Consider the following 17142-nt stretch of genomic DNA (forward strand, 5'->3'; position numbering starts at 1 on the left):
TGATCTGACTATGACGGCTTGGTTTAAACGCAAAGAAAAAGGGATACAAACCGCAACGGAACAGAAGAAGGATACCCCCAAGGGCCTTTGGTACAAGTCTCCAACCGGTAAGATCGTGGAATACGAGGAATTGGCCAAGAATTTCTACGTAAGTCCTGAAGACGATTACCACGTGCGGATAGGCAGCAAGGAATATTTCGAAATCCTGTTTGACGACAATAAGTTCACCGAACTCGATCCCAAACTCAGTTCCAAGGATCCCCTCAAATTTGAGGATACAAAAAAATACGTAGATCGTCTTAAATCTGCCCAGAAGAAGACAGGGCTCAAGGATGCCGTGCGCACAGCGATCGGCAAATCCATGGGGAAAGACCTGGTGGTGGCCTGTATGGATTTCAGTTTTATAGGAGGCTCCATGGGAAGTGTGGTAGGTGAAAAGATCGCGAGGGCCATAGACATGTCCATCAAAAAGAAGGTACCTTTTCTGATGATCTCTAAATCAGGTGGGGCGCGAATGATGGAGGCAGCACTCTCCCTGATGCAGCTGGCCAAGACTTCCGCGAAACTCGCACAACTGGCCGAGGCGAAGATTCCCTACATCTCCCTTTGCACCGATCCGACCACGGGTGGGACAACGGCTTCGTATGCCATGCTTGGGGATATCAACATCTCGGAACCCGGGGCGCTGATTGGTTTTGCCGGGCCCAGGGTGGTCAAAGAGGCAACCGGAAAGGACCTGCCAAAGGACTTCCAGACCGCAGAATTCGTAAAGGAACACGGTTTTCTGGATTTTATCGTTCACAGAAGCGAACTCAAACAAAAGGTCAATCTCTACATCGACCTCATACAGAACGAACCCATTCGAAAATAAAAACAGCCCTGGAGATCAGGGCTGTTTTTTTTGTCGCACTCTAGTTATTTAAAAATCTTCGGAGGAAGATCTCTTTAGTGGTGCCATCGGGATAGGTAAGCAACCCTTTGGCGTCACAACTGCCATCCCCGAAATCCAGGCTTGCCGTGGCATCATTTCTGGAGATGTTCAGGACACCGCTTACTATAAAGCGGCAGGCCAGTTCCCTTCTCAGGGGCGTCACTGTTTCTTTGATGAAAACGTTGCCCATGGGGCCGGTAAAGGTACCTTTTCCGGAGATCAGGTATACGTTGTCTCCCCAGAAGCCGCTGCCGTACCCTTCGATCCACTCCCTGGTCCGCTCCCCGGTAAAACTCGCCGTATCCCCGTTAGGCCAGGTAGCTGAGAAACTGGCATTCGCATCCGATTGGGGATTGCCATTCTCATTGGCCCGCATCCTCAGGATGGAAGCAGCCCCCTCGATGGCCACACCGTTAAAGGTGAAATTCTCAAGGGAAAGACTGAGCGTTTTGGTCGCCATTTCCATGTCTTTGGAATAGCTCAAAAAGATGATCCCGCTGAGGACATTCCCATTGGGCAATTCACAACCCTCCCCGAAATCAATGGTGCGTTCTTTGGTAGTTGAGGTAACCACTGTTGTAATGGTCACACAGTCCGGGAGAAAATCAGAATGATACGAAAACTTGGCGGTGGCCTGGGCTTCATCCGCCATATAAACATCCTCTGCTATACTCATGATCTCTTCTGAGATCAGTTCCGATTCATCGCTTACCTTGAGTTCAGCGACCTCGAAGGTCTCTGACTCAGCTATGGGTGAGGATTCTTCTTTGTTGCAGGAAAACAACAAGGCAGTTGCCATGAGCACTCCGGCTGTGTAGTTCAATGTTTTGAGACTCTTTTTCATAATGTAGTTTTTAAAGATTACCCCTCTAGGACCCATTTCTTTAAGAAAGGTTTAACGTCCTGATAAAAAAATTCCCTGGGCGGATCGCATTGAGAAATTATTTCTATCTTTGCACCTCGATTGAAAATCAATCAAATACATAAAAATCATTAAAGACAATATTGGCATGTATTTAACTGCAGAAGTAAAGAAGGATATCTTCAAAAAGTACGGAGGAGACGAAAACAATACGGGCTCCACAGAAGCGCAGATCGCTTTGTTTACCCACAGGATCAACCACCTTACGGGGCACCTTAAAAACAACCAGAAGGATTTCAACACCGAAAGATCACTGGTAAGGCTCGTAGGAAAAAGGAGGAGTCTGCTCGACTACCTGAAAAGGAAGGACATTGAAAAGTACCGAGAACTCATCAAAGATCTGAATATCAGAAAATAAGAAAATGGGGAAGTCTCACTTCCCCATTTTTTAATTGCCAAGTCCCCGAAAGGGGCAATCTTAAAAAGCTTACTCTTAGTTTTTCATTGGTCACAACACAACAACACAACTACAGCCGGCCATGAGGGCGGCAGACCATTGTTTAACAATCCTGTATCGGTTACAGGTTTAACTAATTTCTATGATTCCTAAGACTTTTAAAGAGGTCATTGACCTCGGTGACGGTAGGACCATTTCTATCGAAACCGGAAAACTCGCCAAACAGGCACACGGTTCCGTGGTTGTTCAATCGGGCAAATGCATGTTGCTTTGCACCGTAGTATCCAACTACAAAGCATCAGACGTCGATTTCCTGCCGCTGACCGTGGATTACAGAGAAAAATTTGCAGCTTCAGGCCGCTACCCCGGCGGATTCTTTAAAAGAGAAGCCCGGCCCAGCGATGGGGAGGTCCTGACCATGCGACTGGTAGACAGGGTGTTGAGACCCCTCTTCCCTAAAGACTACCACTATGAGACTCAGGTGATGATCCAGCTGATGTCTCATGACGATAATGTGATGCCGGACGCCATGGCCGGACTCGCCGCTTCGGCTGCCATTCAGCTTTCAGACTTCCCATTCGAATGTGCGATCTCTGAAGTGCGCGTGGGCCGTGTGGACGGTGAGTTCATCATCAACCCGACAAGGGCACAACTCGAAGAGTCCGATATCGACATGGTGATCGGTGCTTCCGCAGATTCCGTCATGATGGTGGAAGGTGAAATGGGAGAGATCTCTGAGGAGGATATGGTCGAGGCTATCAAATTTGCTCATGAGGCCATCAAAGTACAGTGCGCTGCACAGCTGAAACTGGCCGAAGCCTTTGGCCGGAAAGAAGTAAGGGAGTACGAGACTGCTGCTGAAGATGAGGCCCTTGAAAAAAAGATCCACGATATGGCCTACGACAAGGTCTATGCAGTGGCCAAGGCAGGTTCAGCCAAACAGGAAAGAAGTGCTGCCTTCTCCGAGATAAAGGATGAGATCATGGCCTCTTTTTCCGAGGAAGAACTCGAGGAAAAAGGAGACCTGATCGGTAAATACTATTACAAGGCTGAAAAAGCAGCCGTAAGGGACCTCACCCTCAATGAAGGACTGAGGCTCGACGGGCGAAAGACTAACGAGATCAGGCCGATCTGGTGCGAGGTAGACTACCTGCCTTCCACCCATGGATCTGCCATCTTTACAAGAGGGGAAACACAGGCCCTGGCTACGGTTACCCTGGGTACCTCCAGGGAGGCTAACCAGATCGACATGCCTTCTTACGAAGGAGAGGAGACCTTTTATTTGCACTACAATTTCCCCCCTTTCTCCACCGGAGAGGCGAGGCCCATCAGGGGTACCTCGAGGAGGGAAGTAGGACACGGTAACCTGGCCCAGCGGGCCCTTAAAAGGATGATTCCTGCAGATTGCCCTTATACCGTTCGTGTTGTTTCCGAAGTACTCGAGAGTAATGGATCCTCTTCCATGGCGACCGTATGTTCCGGAACCATGGCTCTGATGGATGCCGGGGTACAGTTGAAAAAACCCGTATCCGGGATCGCCATGGGACTGATCACAGATACTGAGACAGGCAAGTATGCCGTCCTCTCTGATATTCTTGGGGATGAGGATCACCTGGGTGATATGGACTTTAAAGTGACCGGGACCGCAGATGGGATTACCGCCTGCCAGATGGACATCAAGGTCAAGGGACTTTCTTATGAGATCCTGGTAAAAGCGCTGAAACAGGCCAGGGAAGGCAGGTTACACATCCTGAAGACCCTTGTTGATGCGATCGCCGAACCAAGACCTGATGTGAAACCTCACGCGCCGAAAATGGTCACCACCACCATCCCTGGAGAATACATCGGGGCCCTTATTGGTCCGGGTGGAAAAGTGATACAGGAACTGCAGAAAGCGACCAAGACCACGATCGTCATCAATGAAGATCCGGTAACGGAAGAAGGAATCGTGGAAATTTTAGGTACAGATCAGGCAGGTATAGATGCTGTTCTCGCCAAAATCGATTCCATCACCTTTAAGCCTGAGGTAGGCAATGTCTACGAGGTCAGGGTCATTAAGATCCTCGATTTCGGGGCCGTTGTAGAATACCAGGAAGCACCCGGCAACGAAGTATTGCTGCACGTATCCGAACTGGCGTGGGAGCGCACAGATAAGGTAACCGATGTGGTGAACATGGGAGACGTCTTTGACGTGAAGTACATCGGGATCGACCCCAGGACCAAGAAGGACAAGGTTTCCAGGAAGGCCCTGTTGCCAAAACCGGAAGGGTATAAGGAGAGACCTCCGAGAAATGACAGGAATGACAGGAATGACCGCAGAGATCGCAATGATCGAGGGGGTCAGAGAAGGCCTCCAAGAGATAGGAGGGATTGATACAATCCTCCGATAAACAGCAAAACCCCGACGAAATGCCGGGGTTTTTTGTTTTTTTTAACATTTTAATAAAATTTTCCTAACCCACTTGTAACATTCCTCTGTTTTATACGTATAAATAGATGCAGTCCATGCACTATAACCTAAATTGAAAGGAACCTATTAGATGAGACAGTTAAAGATTACAAAACAGGTGACCAACCGGGAGACGGCGTCACTGGACAAATACCTCCAGGAAATTGGCAAGGTAGACCTGATCACGGCTGACGAAGAGGTAGAACTGGCACAACGGATTAAAGCAGGAGACCAGTCGGCCCTCGAGAAGTTAACCAAGGCCAACCTGAGATTCGTGGTTTCCGTAGCCAAACAGTATCAGAACCAGGGTCTTACCCTTCCCGATCTGATCAACGAAGGAAACCTCGGCCTGATCAAAGCCGCTCAACGCTTTGACGAAACCAGGGGTTTTAAATTCATTTCCTACGCAGTGTGGTGGATCAGACAATCCATCCTGCAAGCCCTGGCAGAGCAGTCAAGGATCGTGCGTTTGCCACTGAACAAGATCGGCTCCATCAACAAGATCAACAAAACCTTCGCTTTTCTTGAGCAGGCCCACGAAAGGGTGCCTTCTGCCGAAGAGATCGCCAAGGAACTCGATATGACCGTAGAGGATGTTAAGCAATCCCTAAAAAACTCAGGGAGACACGTATCTATGGATGCACCTTTGATAGATGGTGAGGATTCCAACCTCTACGACGTTCTTCGCAGCGGTGAATCTCCAAATCCAGACAAGGATCTCCTGCACGAATCCCTGAGAACTGAGATCGAAAGGGCCCTCGAGACCCTCACACCCAGGGAGGCAGATGTGATCCGCCTCTATTTCGGACTAGCCGGGCAGCATTCCATGACCCTGGAGGAAATCGGCGAGACCTTTGACCTTACCCGGGAGCGTGTGAGACAGATCAAGGAAAAAGCGATCAGAAGGCTGAAACACACTTCCAGAAGCAAGATCCTGAAGACATACCTGGGGTAAACCATAGATAAAATTCGCTGAAAGACCGATCCCGGAATTGGATAACTGGAGATTTTAGCGTAATTTTAACGATAACAACAGTGTATCATGACTGTTCGTTTTTTGATTGATGAATAAACTCCGGCTGATTACCGGAGTTTTTCATTTAAAGAAGGTTCTTATCACCCAAAAAAGATCAACATGGCAAAGCATTCGGCAATCGTGGAGACCAGAAGCATCTCCCAGTTCACCATGAAGGTGGGAATCACAATCCCGGGCTTACTATTCATGTTGCTGTCCTTCTCCTGCCAGGATACAGGACCGGAATTGCCCGCGACTCCCCCACCCTTCAAAACTCCCCTGGGGAAAGTTATCAGCAGGGAATCGGCCAGTGGCAAACCCTTACAGCAATACCTGGATGCCAGGAAAGCTCACGAAAAGGACAGTACAGACGTAGATCTCCTCATTTGGTACGGTCGCAGAATGGCCTATTTGGGGAATTACGAGGACGCCATCGAGATCTATACAAATGGACTTAGGAGATTCCCGGATGAAGCGCGACTCTACAGACACCGCGGACACCGCTATATCTCGATACGGGAATTCGACAAAGCTATTGCCGACCTTGAAAAAGCCTCAGAACTCATAGAGGGTACGACCAATGAGACAGAACCCGACGGGATCCCGAATGCGATGAATATTCCGGTAAGTACTCTCCACGGAAATATCTGGTACCACCTGGGGTTGGCCCACTACCTGAAAGGCAATTACGAGGAGGCCTACACTGCTTATCTAAACTGCCTCAGGAGCAGTTCCAACCATGACAACCTGGTGTCGAGCACGCATTGGCTCTATATGATTCAAAGGCGACAGGGAAACCATGTGGCGGCAGATAGTCTCCTGCTCCCCATTACTCGGGAACTTGAGATCATTGAGAACCACAGCTACCATAACCTTTGCCTGTTTTATAAAGGATCGATCCCAGAAAAAACCTTACTCCCTGATGAGGGCTCCTCGGCAGCTTCGGATGCCATATCCTACGGACTGGCCAACTGGTATCTGATGGAAGGTAAAGTTGATAAAGGATATGAACTACTGAACGAAATGGTAGAAGGTGAAAACTGGACTTCTTTTGGTTATATTGCCGCTGAAAGCGATCTTATCCGCCTTAATTCTTCCGCCCAGACTGCCACTAAATAACTGGGGGTTGCCAAATAAACTTTTCATTTGATTACTTTTATAAAGTGAAATACAGCTGAATAATGAATCAAGTAAAAATAGCCCCCTCACTCCTGGCGGCAGACTTCGGCAACCTTCAGAGGGATGTGGAAATGGTCAATGAAAGTGATGCGGCCTGGCACCACCTCGACATTATGGACGGGGTATTTGTCCCCAATATCTCTTACGGGATGCCCGTGGTCAAAGCCATTGCAAAACACGCGTCCAAACCGCTGGATGCTCATCTTATGATCATTGACCCGGACCGATACATCCAGACCTTTGCAGACCTTGGGGTCTATCTACTTACAGTTCATTACGAGGCCTGCCAACACCTCCACCGAACGGTACAGGCAATCAGGGCAGCGGGGATGAAGGCAGGTGTGGCCCTCAATCCTCACACGGATGTTTCCCTTCTGAAATTTATTTTAAAAGACCTAGACCTGGTCCTGGTGATGAGTGTCAACCCCGGTTTTGGAGGCCAATCCTTTATACCCGCCACCTATGATAAAATTCGGACACTCAAAAAGATGTTGAAGGATCAGGAATCTTCTGCCCTGATCGAAGTAGACGGAGGAGTGGGACCTGATAATGCCTCCAAACTGATAGATGCCGGTGCCGATGTCCTCGTGGCCGGCAGTTCGGTCTTTAAGGCTAAGGATCCCAAAGCGATTATTGCTGAGATGGCATCCGTGAAGGTCTCCTAGAACATAGAGAGATAGTATTTCAAAAGGTCGGTGGTGGTCACCATTCCCACTACCTCACCATCATCAACCACGGGCAGGGAGTGATATTTCCGCTTTACCAGCAGTTCTGTGGCATCCCTAACGGTATTGGTGGAACTGATCGTTTCCGGGGTGCGTACCATAAGCTGACTGATAGAGAACATCTCATAGATTTCAGACTTGATATTTCCTTCTTCCACGAATGCCCCATCTGCAAAACTAAGCCTTAACAGGTCATTCATACTGAGCATACCGACGATCTTCCCTCCCTTGGTTACAGGCATATGCCGTATATTGTATTTTTTGAACAGGTGCTCTGCCCTGTCGAGGCCGTCTTTGACATCCACGGAGATAATATGCTTGGTCATGATGGTGGAGATGGGTATATCTATGGAGATCGTCATGGCGTTGTCTTTTATTTTGATATCCTAAATATCCGATTCTAAACACCAATAAATCATGATAATTGTCAGGTTTGTATCCCGAATTCCTCCCGGGTTTCTGGAGGATCTTTGTTAATTTTGCAGGTATGGAACGTCTAATCGGAAAAGGAACCAAAGAATGAAGAAGGTATTTGATGTTATCATTGTGGGGGGAGGTCCGATCGGGATCGCGTGCGGTCTGGAAGCACAAAAGAGAAAACTGACCTACCTGATCCTTGAAAAGGGTCCCATCGTCAACTCTCTTTTCAACTATCCGGTGAATATGCAGTTCTTTTCCTCTTCTGAAAAGCTGGAAATCGATGAGATCCCGTTTATCAGTAAGGAGGCCAAACCGAAGAGGAATGAGGCCCTCGAATACTACCGCAGGATCGTCACCTCAAACAAGCTGAATATTCATCTTTTTGAAAAGGTCAATACCGTCAAAAAGGATTCTGAGTTCTTCAGGATCGAATCTGAAAAAGCCTCTTACGAGGCGAGTAATGTGATCATTTCCACAGGGTTTTACGATCTGCCCAATACCCTGAAAGTGTCCGGAGAGGAACTCGATAAAGTATCGCATTATTACAAGGACCCTCATTTTTACGCCAGTCAGAAACTTGCTGTGGTAGGGGCCAGTAATTCGGCGGTTGATGCCGCCCTGGAATGCTGGAGGAAAGGGGCTGAAGTCACCATGATCATACGAGGTCCTGAAGTTGGACAACGGGTTAAATACTGGGTCAGGCCCGATATCATCAACCGAATTGAGGAAGGCAGTATTAAGGCTTATTTCAACACCGAAGTTTCGGAGATCCTTCCAAAGGAGATCGTACTGAATACGCCTGAGGGCAAAAAGCGGATCGAGAACGATTTTGTGCTGGCACTGACCGGATACATGCCCAATTTTGAATTCCTGCAGTCCATGGGGATACATTTATCCGATGACGAGAAAAAACTACCGGAATACGACCCGGATACGATGGAGACGAATGTACCCGGCTTGTACCTGGCCGGGGTGATCTGCGGCGGCATGGAAACCCACAAATGGTTTATCGAAAACTCCCGTATACACGCCAAGGTAATCGTGGAGCATATCGTTAACGAGCGATCTGTTCCAGCCGTCTAATAAAGACTTTTTTCCTGTTTTAATAAGAATCTGCTCTGCAAGAAAACCTACAGGCAGGAAGAGATATTTCTAAAAGAGATCCCTCCACAATGTCCAGGCTAAAAAACAGACCGGATACACTCGGAGGGATCCCTTTATCTAGTTCTCAGGAGTGAAACTATCCTCTTATTCCGAAATTATTGGATGGTGACGCTGAAGGTCACCGCAAGGTCTGTCTCCCCTCCTGCATCCGCAAGTCCGGAATTGGGCTTTGTGGGCTCGTGCCTCAGGGTAAAGGCCAGGGTCCCGCTGCTCGATGCGGTGGTGGTAAGGGTGAAAGCAGTTCCCAGGGGATTTCCGTTACCATCAAAATTTGCGTACTCCACATTTGCATTGAGTCCGCCTCCCACAGTATAAAAGAACTGGTGTTCCTCATCCTCTGCTTCGACTTCGTCCGTAATGTTCTCTGCCGGTGTCTCTGTTTCGTTTAGGAGAACGATCGTACCGTCGTAAATGGAATTTGGCATCAAATCATCGGAAACAGTGACCACAGGCGGGTTAGGTCCGTCACCATCGAGATCCCTTGTCTGAAGAGTGATGGTCGTTCCACCTCCCTGAGGGACCAGGGTGGCCGTAAAAGTGGTTATGATCTCCTCTTCATTGATCGGTTCCGGAGCGGGGTCGTCATCGGAGCAGGAGGTAATTGTGAGAAATCCAATAGACAAATAAAGAAGTGATTTGATATTTTTCATGATTTTCAAGTTGAATTAAATTAATAATGGATTATGAATTGCAGTTGTATGTTTCTCCCCAGTCCGTCGGCAAAGAACCGCTGCCGGTTCAGGTAATCCCTGAAGGAACTGTTGAGCAGGTTGCTGACGGTGAGAGAAGTGGTCAGTCGGCTTGAAGTTCCCAGGGAAAAATCGGCCGAGGAACTCAAACCGAGGAGGTGGTAGGCCGGAGGGGGCGTATTGATCTCCAGTACCACATCTTCCTGTTGTTCAGGAGAGAATACCACTATATTCGGTGGCACCTCATTTTGCCTCAGCACGAGGTCGCTGATCAGAGATATCTCGAAGTCGTGCCACTCTTTTTGCAGGAAATCAAGCTTGTTCCTGAAGTTGACTGGAGGCATATTGATCAATGCCAGATCTTGTGACAGGTCCTTTCCCTTCACCAGGGAAACCTGGTGTTCTGTCCGCCAGTTTCGGTGCCAGTTGGCATAAGCGGAGGCGTCTATCCCGAGCAAACGGGCATCTGTTTGCCGGTAGCTCCAGACCGGAAAAGCACCCCGAATCGTAAATTCTAAACCGGTTGGTTCCAGCAGGATAAAATTCGTCAGAAAATTGGCATAGGGCTCCAGGGTAAAACCCCAATTCTGTAAACGCCTTTCAAAGGAGGCGGATATCTTGTGGGAGGTTTCGCTTTTGATCCTCAGATCTCCCAACTCTATACGGGCAGCCGAATGGTGGAGGCCATCGCTGAAAAGTTCAGAAGGGTTGGGAGCACGTTGTGCCAGGGAATAATTAAACCTGAGGAAGGTCGTATTATTGCTAGAATAATTGACACCCGTGGTGCCGGAAAAATTCTTAAAGGTAAATACAGGATTGGTCAGCAATTGGGAGCCCAGATCTTCCAGAACGATCCCGGAGAACTCATTGTCGTACCCCCTTTCCTCCCATCGCGAGGTCTGATAGTATTTTAGCGCGTCTATCCTGGAGAAATCATATCTGAGACCGGCATCGAGTTTCCATTGGGGAGTGAATGCATACTCTCCCGTTACAAACGCCCCGAGTTCCAACCGCTCGTAATCAGGGATCAACCGTCTTACGCCGGTTGCGGGATTTGGGAAATTCTCCTGATACCTGCCCATAAGTCCGGTAGTCCAATCGAGTTTCTCTGCTGCATCCCATTTAAAATCAGTGCTGAAAGAATGGGTGGTGAGTTCCAGGTCTAGGGAAGCCTGATCATTGAGCTCTCCCCTTCGCACATCGTACTCCTTCCTCCGGTTCTGCTGAAAATCGTATTGGGCGCTCCATTTGCCAAGTCCTTTGAACCTTTTATAGGCTGAGATCTTACCCAGGTGGTGTGTCACTTGCTGACGGGGGTTTTGCAGATCATAAGTAAAGGGCCTGATAATCTCCGGCTCTCCGCTGTTGATGCTTCGGATCAGGTCGTCAATATTGCCGATATGGGAAGCCCTTAAGATGGCGATTTCAGCGTCGTAGAATGAATACTTTCCCTGTATCCCCCAGTTCAAGGTCCTTTTTCCGAACTCAAGAGTAGTAGCTTTTTCGGAGACACCTGTGTTGGAGAGGATATAATCGGGCGACTCCTGATCACCCAGACGTTTGAATGAACCCTGTAATCGGATAAAACCATCGTTTCTGAATACCTTGGTAAGGTCTGTTGAGATACTGCCTCCTCGGCCATTCGAAAAACCGTTGAGAACGGTCTTTCCATAGAGGGTATCCGTTCCAGGCAAGAAAGCTTGCTCCATTAAGATCACCCCGCCAATAGCATCTCCTCCATACTGCAGGGCTGAAGCCCCTTTGATGACCGTAATGGAGCCGGCCGCATTGATATCCACATTAGGAGCATGCTCATCCCCCCACTCCATATCCTGCATCCGGACCCCATCATTGAGAACCAGGACCCGACTTCCGTTTAACCCATGGATGGCAGGTTTCACAATGGTCGCTCCGGTATTTAGGCTGGAGATTCCACTTAACCCCTTAATAGCATCCCCCAGGCTGGTACCACTGTTCTGCAAAAGGGCCTTTTCAGACAGTCTGCTTTCAAGTCCCGAATTCGTTTTATCTGCGTAGATACTGCCAATTACACGGACTTCATCCAATTCTTCCAGGTGGTGCTCCAGCAGAAAATCCTCCTTCGTCCTTCCCTTGATTTCAACAGGGAAAATCAAGGTGCGGCACTCCGGATGCATAACCTCCACTTCATAAGTGCCGACACAGAGGTTCTTAAAGGAATAGGTGCCATTCAGATCGGTATAAGCGTAGGAGTCGAGCCTCGCTATATAAAGGGTGGCACCGGCAAGGGGTTTTTTATCGTGGAAATCCAGGACTTTGCCACTCAGGGTATAATTGCAATCCTGACTCCAGCCAAAGGTTACTGTGAGAATTGCGCAAACCGTTAAGAAGTATCTGAGATACATGTAAATAAGATGAAGGTTTAGGGATGGATTCATAACTTCTGAAGAAGTTGAGAACCCTGAAATATTCTGGGATGACTCCTGGGACTAACCCAGAAAAGGCGGGGGTCTGCCAAAAAGAGAGGGGAAAACTGGGTCATCCTCGAAGAGGATAATAGCAACCGGTCCCATCGATTCCATGCGTTTGTCCCAGAAGACAGGAGTGTAAGTTACACTCACTACCCTGTCAAAGGAAGTGCTCTCATGCAGAAGGGAAAGGGTACAAAGCTCACATTTAACGGGTTCGTCCTGTGAATGTGTGAGGGGGTGATAATCCAGGGCTTTGATTCCGAGGAAAACACCGAGCAAAAGAATAGCGATAACAGATGTAAATCTTTTATGTCGCATCGGTTCCAAAAATAGATAATGAATCTCTTTTATCTGTTAATGAAGTGCTAATTTTCAATTCTCGAACTCTCTATATCTTATTCAGGTGATGTAATTATTTGCTGATATTCAGCTTCATATGAAGAAGCCTCTAGATGAACACGCATGGTACTTTCAGGGTAAAACACGAAATTGATACTCGGGGAGGAGGCGTACGCCCCGGAAAAGCACCCGTACATCCCTTTTGAACCAGGCATGAACATTCGAAACAATGAATCATATCCTCCATGTGACCATCGTATCGGTGATCCTCAACGCTCCCCTCCAAGAGTGGGCACGTGTTTTGAAAATAAAGGATTGCCTCCTCCCGATAACTATCGGGACTATCGGGATCGGTGATACTCAACGCTCCGCAGGATTACCTTCGCTCACGCTTCGGTGATCCTCAACGCTCCGCGTTGAAAATGGTCCAAACAAAAAAACGCTCAAGCAAGCTTGGCGTTTTTTCTTATTGGACCATTTATGTGTGACCGCGGGAGGATTCGAACCCCCAACCCTCAGAGCCGAAATCTGATATTCTATCCAGTTGAACTACGCGGCCGTGATGCGCTGTGTTTCCAGCGAGCGCAAAGGTACACAAAAAGTTTATTTCCGAACGAACAAAACTAGGTCAGTTGTTTACGCACGATGTTCGAAATAGTCTTACCATCGGCCTGTCCTGCCAGCTTTTTGGAGACCACACCCATCACCTTGCCCATATCCTTCATCCCATCGGCCCCCAGTTCCTGAATGGTCTCGCTGACCATCTTTTCGATAGTGGCTTCATCCAATTGTTCGGGCAAAAACTTTTCAATGATCGCCACCTGTGATAACTCGGTTGAGGCGAGGTCCTCTCTCCCCTGCTCTGTGTAAATTGCCGCGCTGTCTTTGCGTTGTTTCACGAGCCTTTGAACCATTTTGATCTCTTCTTCCTCTGACAATCCATTGCCTACTCCTTTCTCTGTCTGAGCAAGCAGTATGGCCGATTTGATGGCCCGAAGGGATTCCAGGGCTACGGAATCCTTAGCTTTCATGGCTGCCTTCATTTCCTGCATAACCTTTTCCTGTAAGCTCATAACCTCAGTTTTTAGTCCTGCGAAGTTAAAAAAATAAACCCGAAAGGACTGGCATGCTTTCGGGTTTTGGCTAGGTTAAAGTAACCGAACAAAAAACTAACTAATCTACGTTATCGTGTAAAAATGAATTGTTGGAACGCAATTGAATCTCGTCATTGCTATCCTCCCCCAGGGTGGTGCGCGATACCTTTCCTTCCTTTGGGCTATCACTTAGATTGACGCCCTGGCGTTTGTAGGCAGGTTCCTTCTCTATTTCCTCAATGTGGTTGAGGCTGTTCTGGAATTTGTAATTGAAATCCTTGAGTTTTCTCCTTCGCTCGTCCGCCCTGGCTTTCAGAAGTTCTTCGATGGGAGAGTTCATTGGATCGATCTCTCCTTTTTGCTCTTCCCTGTTCGACTGTTCAAAGGCACTGACGGTCTTGTGCTCAAAGACGAGTTCGTCCTCCACGATCTTGGGATCGAAATCCTCCGCCTTGGAGCGGGCTCCCGTAAGCTTGGATTCCAATTCCATATAATCATCCAGGCTATATCGCTTTTCCCCTTCCTTGTTGTATTCCAGGACCGGGATGACCTCAATATGCTCGTTCACATCCATATCGCTGATCTCTTCATCCAGGGTGAAGGTGATCACGTGCTCTTTTTCTTCCTCTTCAGAATTCTCTTCGTACAAAGGGAGGTCGAAGCTCATGGTTATCTGTTCCTTCTTTTGCTCCTTGGGAGTCACGGTAACCGGATCCACTACTTCCATATCGAAAAGGGCATGCTTAGAGTCGATGATCACAAAACTGTCTTCATCGATATCCTCGGCTACCACTTCGTCGTAGAACACATGAAAGTTGCGTATGAAATTCGTCGTGGGAACCAGGTCCATTTCATCTTCCACCTCAAGGACGTGTTTGACGATGGGTTCTGCTTCTTCGACCTCAAGCTTTAGTTCCTTTATTTCCACGGGATTGTCAGAGAGATTCTGTTCTGCCTTCTGGTCGTCTTCCAGAGTGTGTATGATCTTTTTAGACTCCGTGTTGACGATCTCATCCTGCTGGTCTACATTAAAGCCGGTGGCGATCACGGTCACGGCAATGGCATCACCGAGTTCCTCATCCTCTCCTACCCCCATAATAATATTGGCACCGTGGCCTGCTTCGGCCTGGATATGGTCATTGATCTCCCCTATTTCATCAATGGTGATCTCCTTGGTACCAGAAACGATGAGCAACAATACGTTTTTGGCTCCGGTGATCTTGTTGTCGTTCAGTAAGGGGGAGTCCAGAGCCTTCATGATCGCTTCTGTGGCCCGGGCAGAGCCTGAAGCCATGGCAGATCCCATAATCGCGGTCCCGCTGTTTGATAGCACAGTCTTGGCATCCCTTAAATCTATATTCTGGGTGTAGTGATGGGTGATCACCTCTGCAATGCCCCTGGCCGCAGTGGCCAAAACCTCATCTGCCTTGGAGAAACCAGCCTTGAAGCCAAGGTTCCCGTACACTTCGCGAAGTTTGTTATTGTTGATGATGATGAGGGAATCCACGTGCTCCCTGAGTCTCTCTATCCCTTTTTGGGCCTGATGGCACCTCATCTTCCCCTCGAACTGGAAAGGCATGGTGACGATCCCCACCGTAAGGATGTCCATGGCCTTCGCCTGTTTCGCAATGATAGGAGCCGCTCCTGTGCCGGTACCTCCTCCCATTCCGGCTGTGATAAAGATCATCTTTGTGGTGATATCGAGCATACGCTTGATGTCCTCCATACTTTCCACAGCGGCCTGCTCCCCCACTTCAGGATTGGCCCCTGCCCCAAGTCCCTCCGTCAGGGAAACTCCTAACTGTATCTTATTCGGTACCGGGCTGTTCTGTAAGGCCTGAGAATCCGTGTTGCAGATCACGAAGTCCACGCCATTGATCCCAGCCTGGAACATGTAATTTATCGCATTGCTTCCTCCACCACCGACGCCGATCACTTTAATGACATTGCTTTGATTCTTGGGGAGGTCAAAGGAAATATTTTCAAATTCGGTGTTCTTGCTCATGTTGCTCTTATTAGGGGTTTATTGTTTTGCTTTTCTTCATTCTGCGTTGTCCAGAAAATCCTTTAGTTTTTCTGACCACCTGTCAAAGACTGATTTACGCTCTCTTTTCTTGGCCGTGGCTGTAACCGTTTCCTCATGGCCCTGCATGACCATCTCCCGTTCCTTTTCTGCCTCCAGGGTCTTTAACCTACGCTTGTCCTTGTTCTCTACGGCATTCATCAACAATCCAACGGCCGTTGCGTAAAGCGGACTCGCGATCTCTGCATCGGAATCTCCGGCCAGATGTTCATTGGGATAGCCAATCCTGGTATCCATTCCCGTGATGTATTCGACCAGTTGCTTGAGGTGTTTTAATTGGCTTCCACCTCCCGTCAGGACGATACCGGCGATCAATTTCTTCTTCTGTTCTTCGTGTCCGTAATTCTTGATCTCCACATATACCTGCTCTATGATCTCGACCACCCTGGCGTGAATGATCTTGGACAGATTCTTCAGTGTGATTTCCTTTGGCTCCCTGCCCCTTAGCCCGGGAATGGAAACGATCTCGTTGTCCTTGTTCTCTCCTGGCCAGGCCGAGCCGAATTTGATCTTAAGGAGTTCTGCCTGTTTTTCAATGATGGAGCATCCTTCCTTGATGTCTTCAGTGATCACATTCCCTCCAAAAGGGATTACGGCCGTATGCCTGATGATGCCGTCCTTGAAGATTGCCAGGTCTGTGGTACCTCCCCCGATATCGATCAGGGCCACCCCGGCTTCCTTCTCTTCCTGACTCAGCACAGCCTCGGAAGAAGCAAGGGGTTCCAGCGTAATATTGTACAGATCCAGACCGGCACTTTTTATGCACCTTCCTATGTTCTTGATCGAGGATACCTGCCCTACGACCACGTGGAAGTTGGCCTCGAGACGTCCGCCATACATGCCGATGGGCTGCTTAATCTCAGCCTGTCCGTCTACCTTGTATTCCTGAGGCAGCACGTGGATGATCTCTTCTCCGGGTAACATTACCAGCTTGTAAACCTGATTGCACAATTTCTCCAGATCGTCTTCATTGATCACTTCCTCGGAATTGGCCCGGGTGATGTAATCACTGTGTTGCAGGCTCCGGATATGCTGCCCGGCGATCCCTACGACTACTGACCCTATCTTCAAGCCCGAATTGGCTTCTGCCTGCTCTACTGCCTGCTGAATGGATTTTATGGTCTGGGTGATATTGTTCACCACACCACGGTGTACCCCCAGACTTTTAGACCGGCCGATACCCAATACTTCGATCTTGCCGTATTCATTTTCCTTACCGATAATCGCCACGATCTTAGTGGTTCCTATATCGAGACCCACTGAGTAATTTACCTGATCCATAATC

General features: G+C 48.5%; 15 protein-coding genes and 1 tRNA gene. 7 read left to right on the forward strand and 9 right to left on the reverse strand.

The window, feature by feature from the left end; genetic code table 11:
• Window positions 1–10 precede the first annotated feature (10 nt).
• The gene (accD, locus tag GWK09_RS02210; RefSeq protein WP_163691376.1) at window positions 11–871 is read left to right on the forward strand and encodes an acetyl-CoA carboxylase, carboxyltransferase subunit beta; all 861 of its coding nucleotides are present in this window, start codon (window positions 11–13) and stop codon (window positions 869–871) included.
• Between the two features lie 40 nt (window positions 872–911).
• Here accD and GWK09_RS02215 read toward each other — a convergent pair whose 3' ends face one another.
• Window positions 912–1775 carry a hypothetical protein gene (locus GWK09_RS02215; RefSeq protein ID WP_163691377.1) on the reverse strand — a complete coding sequence of 288 codons (864 nt, stop codon included), beginning with the start codon at window positions 1773–1775 and terminating at the stop codon, window positions 912–914.
• 166 nt (window positions 1776–1941) lie between these two features.
• On the opposite strand from GWK09_RS02215, the gene rpsO reads away from it, so the two are divergent.
• From rpsO to rpe, 5 genes are all read left to right on the forward strand, one after another.
• Entirely contained in the window at window positions 1942–2211 is a 270-nt protein-coding gene (rpsO, locus tag GWK09_RS02220) for a 30S ribosomal protein S15 (RefSeq protein WP_163691378.1), read from the forward strand.
• Between the two features lie 181 nt (window positions 2212–2392).
• Complete coding sequence (locus GWK09_RS02225) at window positions 2393–4624, forward strand: polyribonucleotide nucleotidyltransferase (protein ID WP_163691379.1); 2232 nt, start codon at window positions 2393–2395, stop codon at window positions 4622–4624.
• 166 nt (window positions 4625–4790) lie between these two features.
• A complete protein-coding gene (locus GWK09_RS02230; RefSeq protein ID WP_163691380.1) occupies window positions 4791–5654 on the forward strand; it encodes a sigma-70 family RNA polymerase sigma factor in 864 nt (287 codons plus the stop codon).
• A 180-nt stretch (window positions 5655–5834) separates the two neighbouring features.
• The gene (locus GWK09_RS02235) at window positions 5835–6833 is read left to right on the forward strand and encodes a tetratricopeptide repeat protein (RefSeq protein WP_163691381.1); all 999 of its coding nucleotides are present in this window, start codon (window positions 5835–5837) and stop codon (window positions 6831–6833) included.
• Between the two features lie 62 nt (window positions 6834–6895).
• Complete coding sequence (rpe, locus tag GWK09_RS02240) at window positions 6896–7558, forward strand: ribulose-phosphate 3-epimerase (RefSeq protein WP_163691382.1); 663 nt, start codon at window positions 6896–6898, stop codon at window positions 7556–7558.
• On the opposite strand, the gene GWK09_RS02245 is transcribed toward rpe, so the two are convergent.
• Window positions 7555–7980 (reverse strand): CBS domain-containing protein, encoded by a 426-nt coding sequence (locus GWK09_RS02245; RefSeq protein WP_163691383.1) that lies wholly within the window; start codon window positions 7978–7980, stop codon window positions 7555–7557. The two genes, rpe and GWK09_RS02245, sit on opposite strands and share 4 nt — an antisense overlap.
• A 157-nt stretch (window positions 7981–8137) precedes the next feature.
• On the opposite strand from GWK09_RS02245, the gene GWK09_RS02250 reads away from it, so the two are divergent.
• The gene (locus tag GWK09_RS02250) at window positions 8138–9121 is read left to right on the forward strand and encodes a YpdA family putative bacillithiol disulfide reductase (RefSeq protein WP_163691384.1); all 984 of its coding nucleotides are present in this window, start codon (window positions 8138–8140) and stop codon (window positions 9119–9121) included.
• A 176-nt stretch (window positions 9122–9297) separates the two neighbouring features.
• Here the strand turns inward: GWK09_RS02250 and GWK09_RS02255 are convergent, their stop codons facing one another.
• The 7 genes from GWK09_RS02255 to ftsA form a co-directional block, all read right to left on the reverse strand.
• Window positions 9298–9852 carry a type 1 periplasmic binding fold superfamily protein gene (locus tag GWK09_RS02255; protein WP_163691385.1) on the reverse strand — a complete coding sequence of 185 codons (555 nt, stop codon included), beginning with the start codon at window positions 9850–9852 and terminating at the stop codon, window positions 9298–9300.
• A gap of 20 nt (window positions 9853–9872) precedes the next feature.
• Window positions 9873–12275, reverse strand: coding sequence for a TonB-dependent receptor (locus GWK09_RS02260; protein WP_163691386.1), 2403 nt, complete (start codon window positions 12273–12275; stop codon window positions 9873–9875).
• An 84-nt stretch (window positions 12276–12359) separates the two neighbouring features.
• Window positions 12360–12659: a hypothetical protein gene (locus tag GWK09_RS02265; RefSeq protein WP_163691387.1), complete on the reverse strand. Its 300-nt coding sequence runs from the start codon at window positions 12657–12659 to the stop codon at window positions 12360–12362.
• A 506-nt stretch (window positions 12660–13165) separates the two neighbouring features.
• Window positions 13166–13239: transfer RNA gene (locus GWK09_RS02270), tRNA-Arg, on the reverse strand.
• 64 nt (window positions 13240–13303) lie between these two features.
• Entirely contained in the window at window positions 13304–13753 is a 450-nt protein-coding gene (locus tag GWK09_RS02275; RefSeq protein WP_163691388.1) for a GatB/YqeY domain-containing protein, read from the reverse strand.
• A 100-nt stretch (window positions 13754–13853) separates the two neighbouring features.
• Complete coding sequence (gene ftsZ, locus GWK09_RS02280; protein ID WP_163691389.1) at window positions 13854–15779, reverse strand: cell division protein FtsZ; 1926 nt, start codon at window positions 15777–15779, stop codon at window positions 13854–13856.
• A gap of 36 nt (window positions 15780–15815) precedes the next feature.
• Window positions 15816–17138, reverse strand: coding sequence for a cell division protein FtsA (ftsA, locus tag GWK09_RS02285; RefSeq protein WP_163691390.1), 1323 nt, complete (start codon window positions 17136–17138; stop codon window positions 15816–15818).
• Window positions 17139–17142: the final 4 nt, after the last annotated feature.

The sequence above is a fragment of the Muriicola jejuensis genome, from assembly GCF_010671595.1.
Lineage (GTDB): Bacteria > Bacteroidota > Bacteroidia > Flavobacteriales > Flavobacteriaceae > Muriicola > Muriicola jejuensis.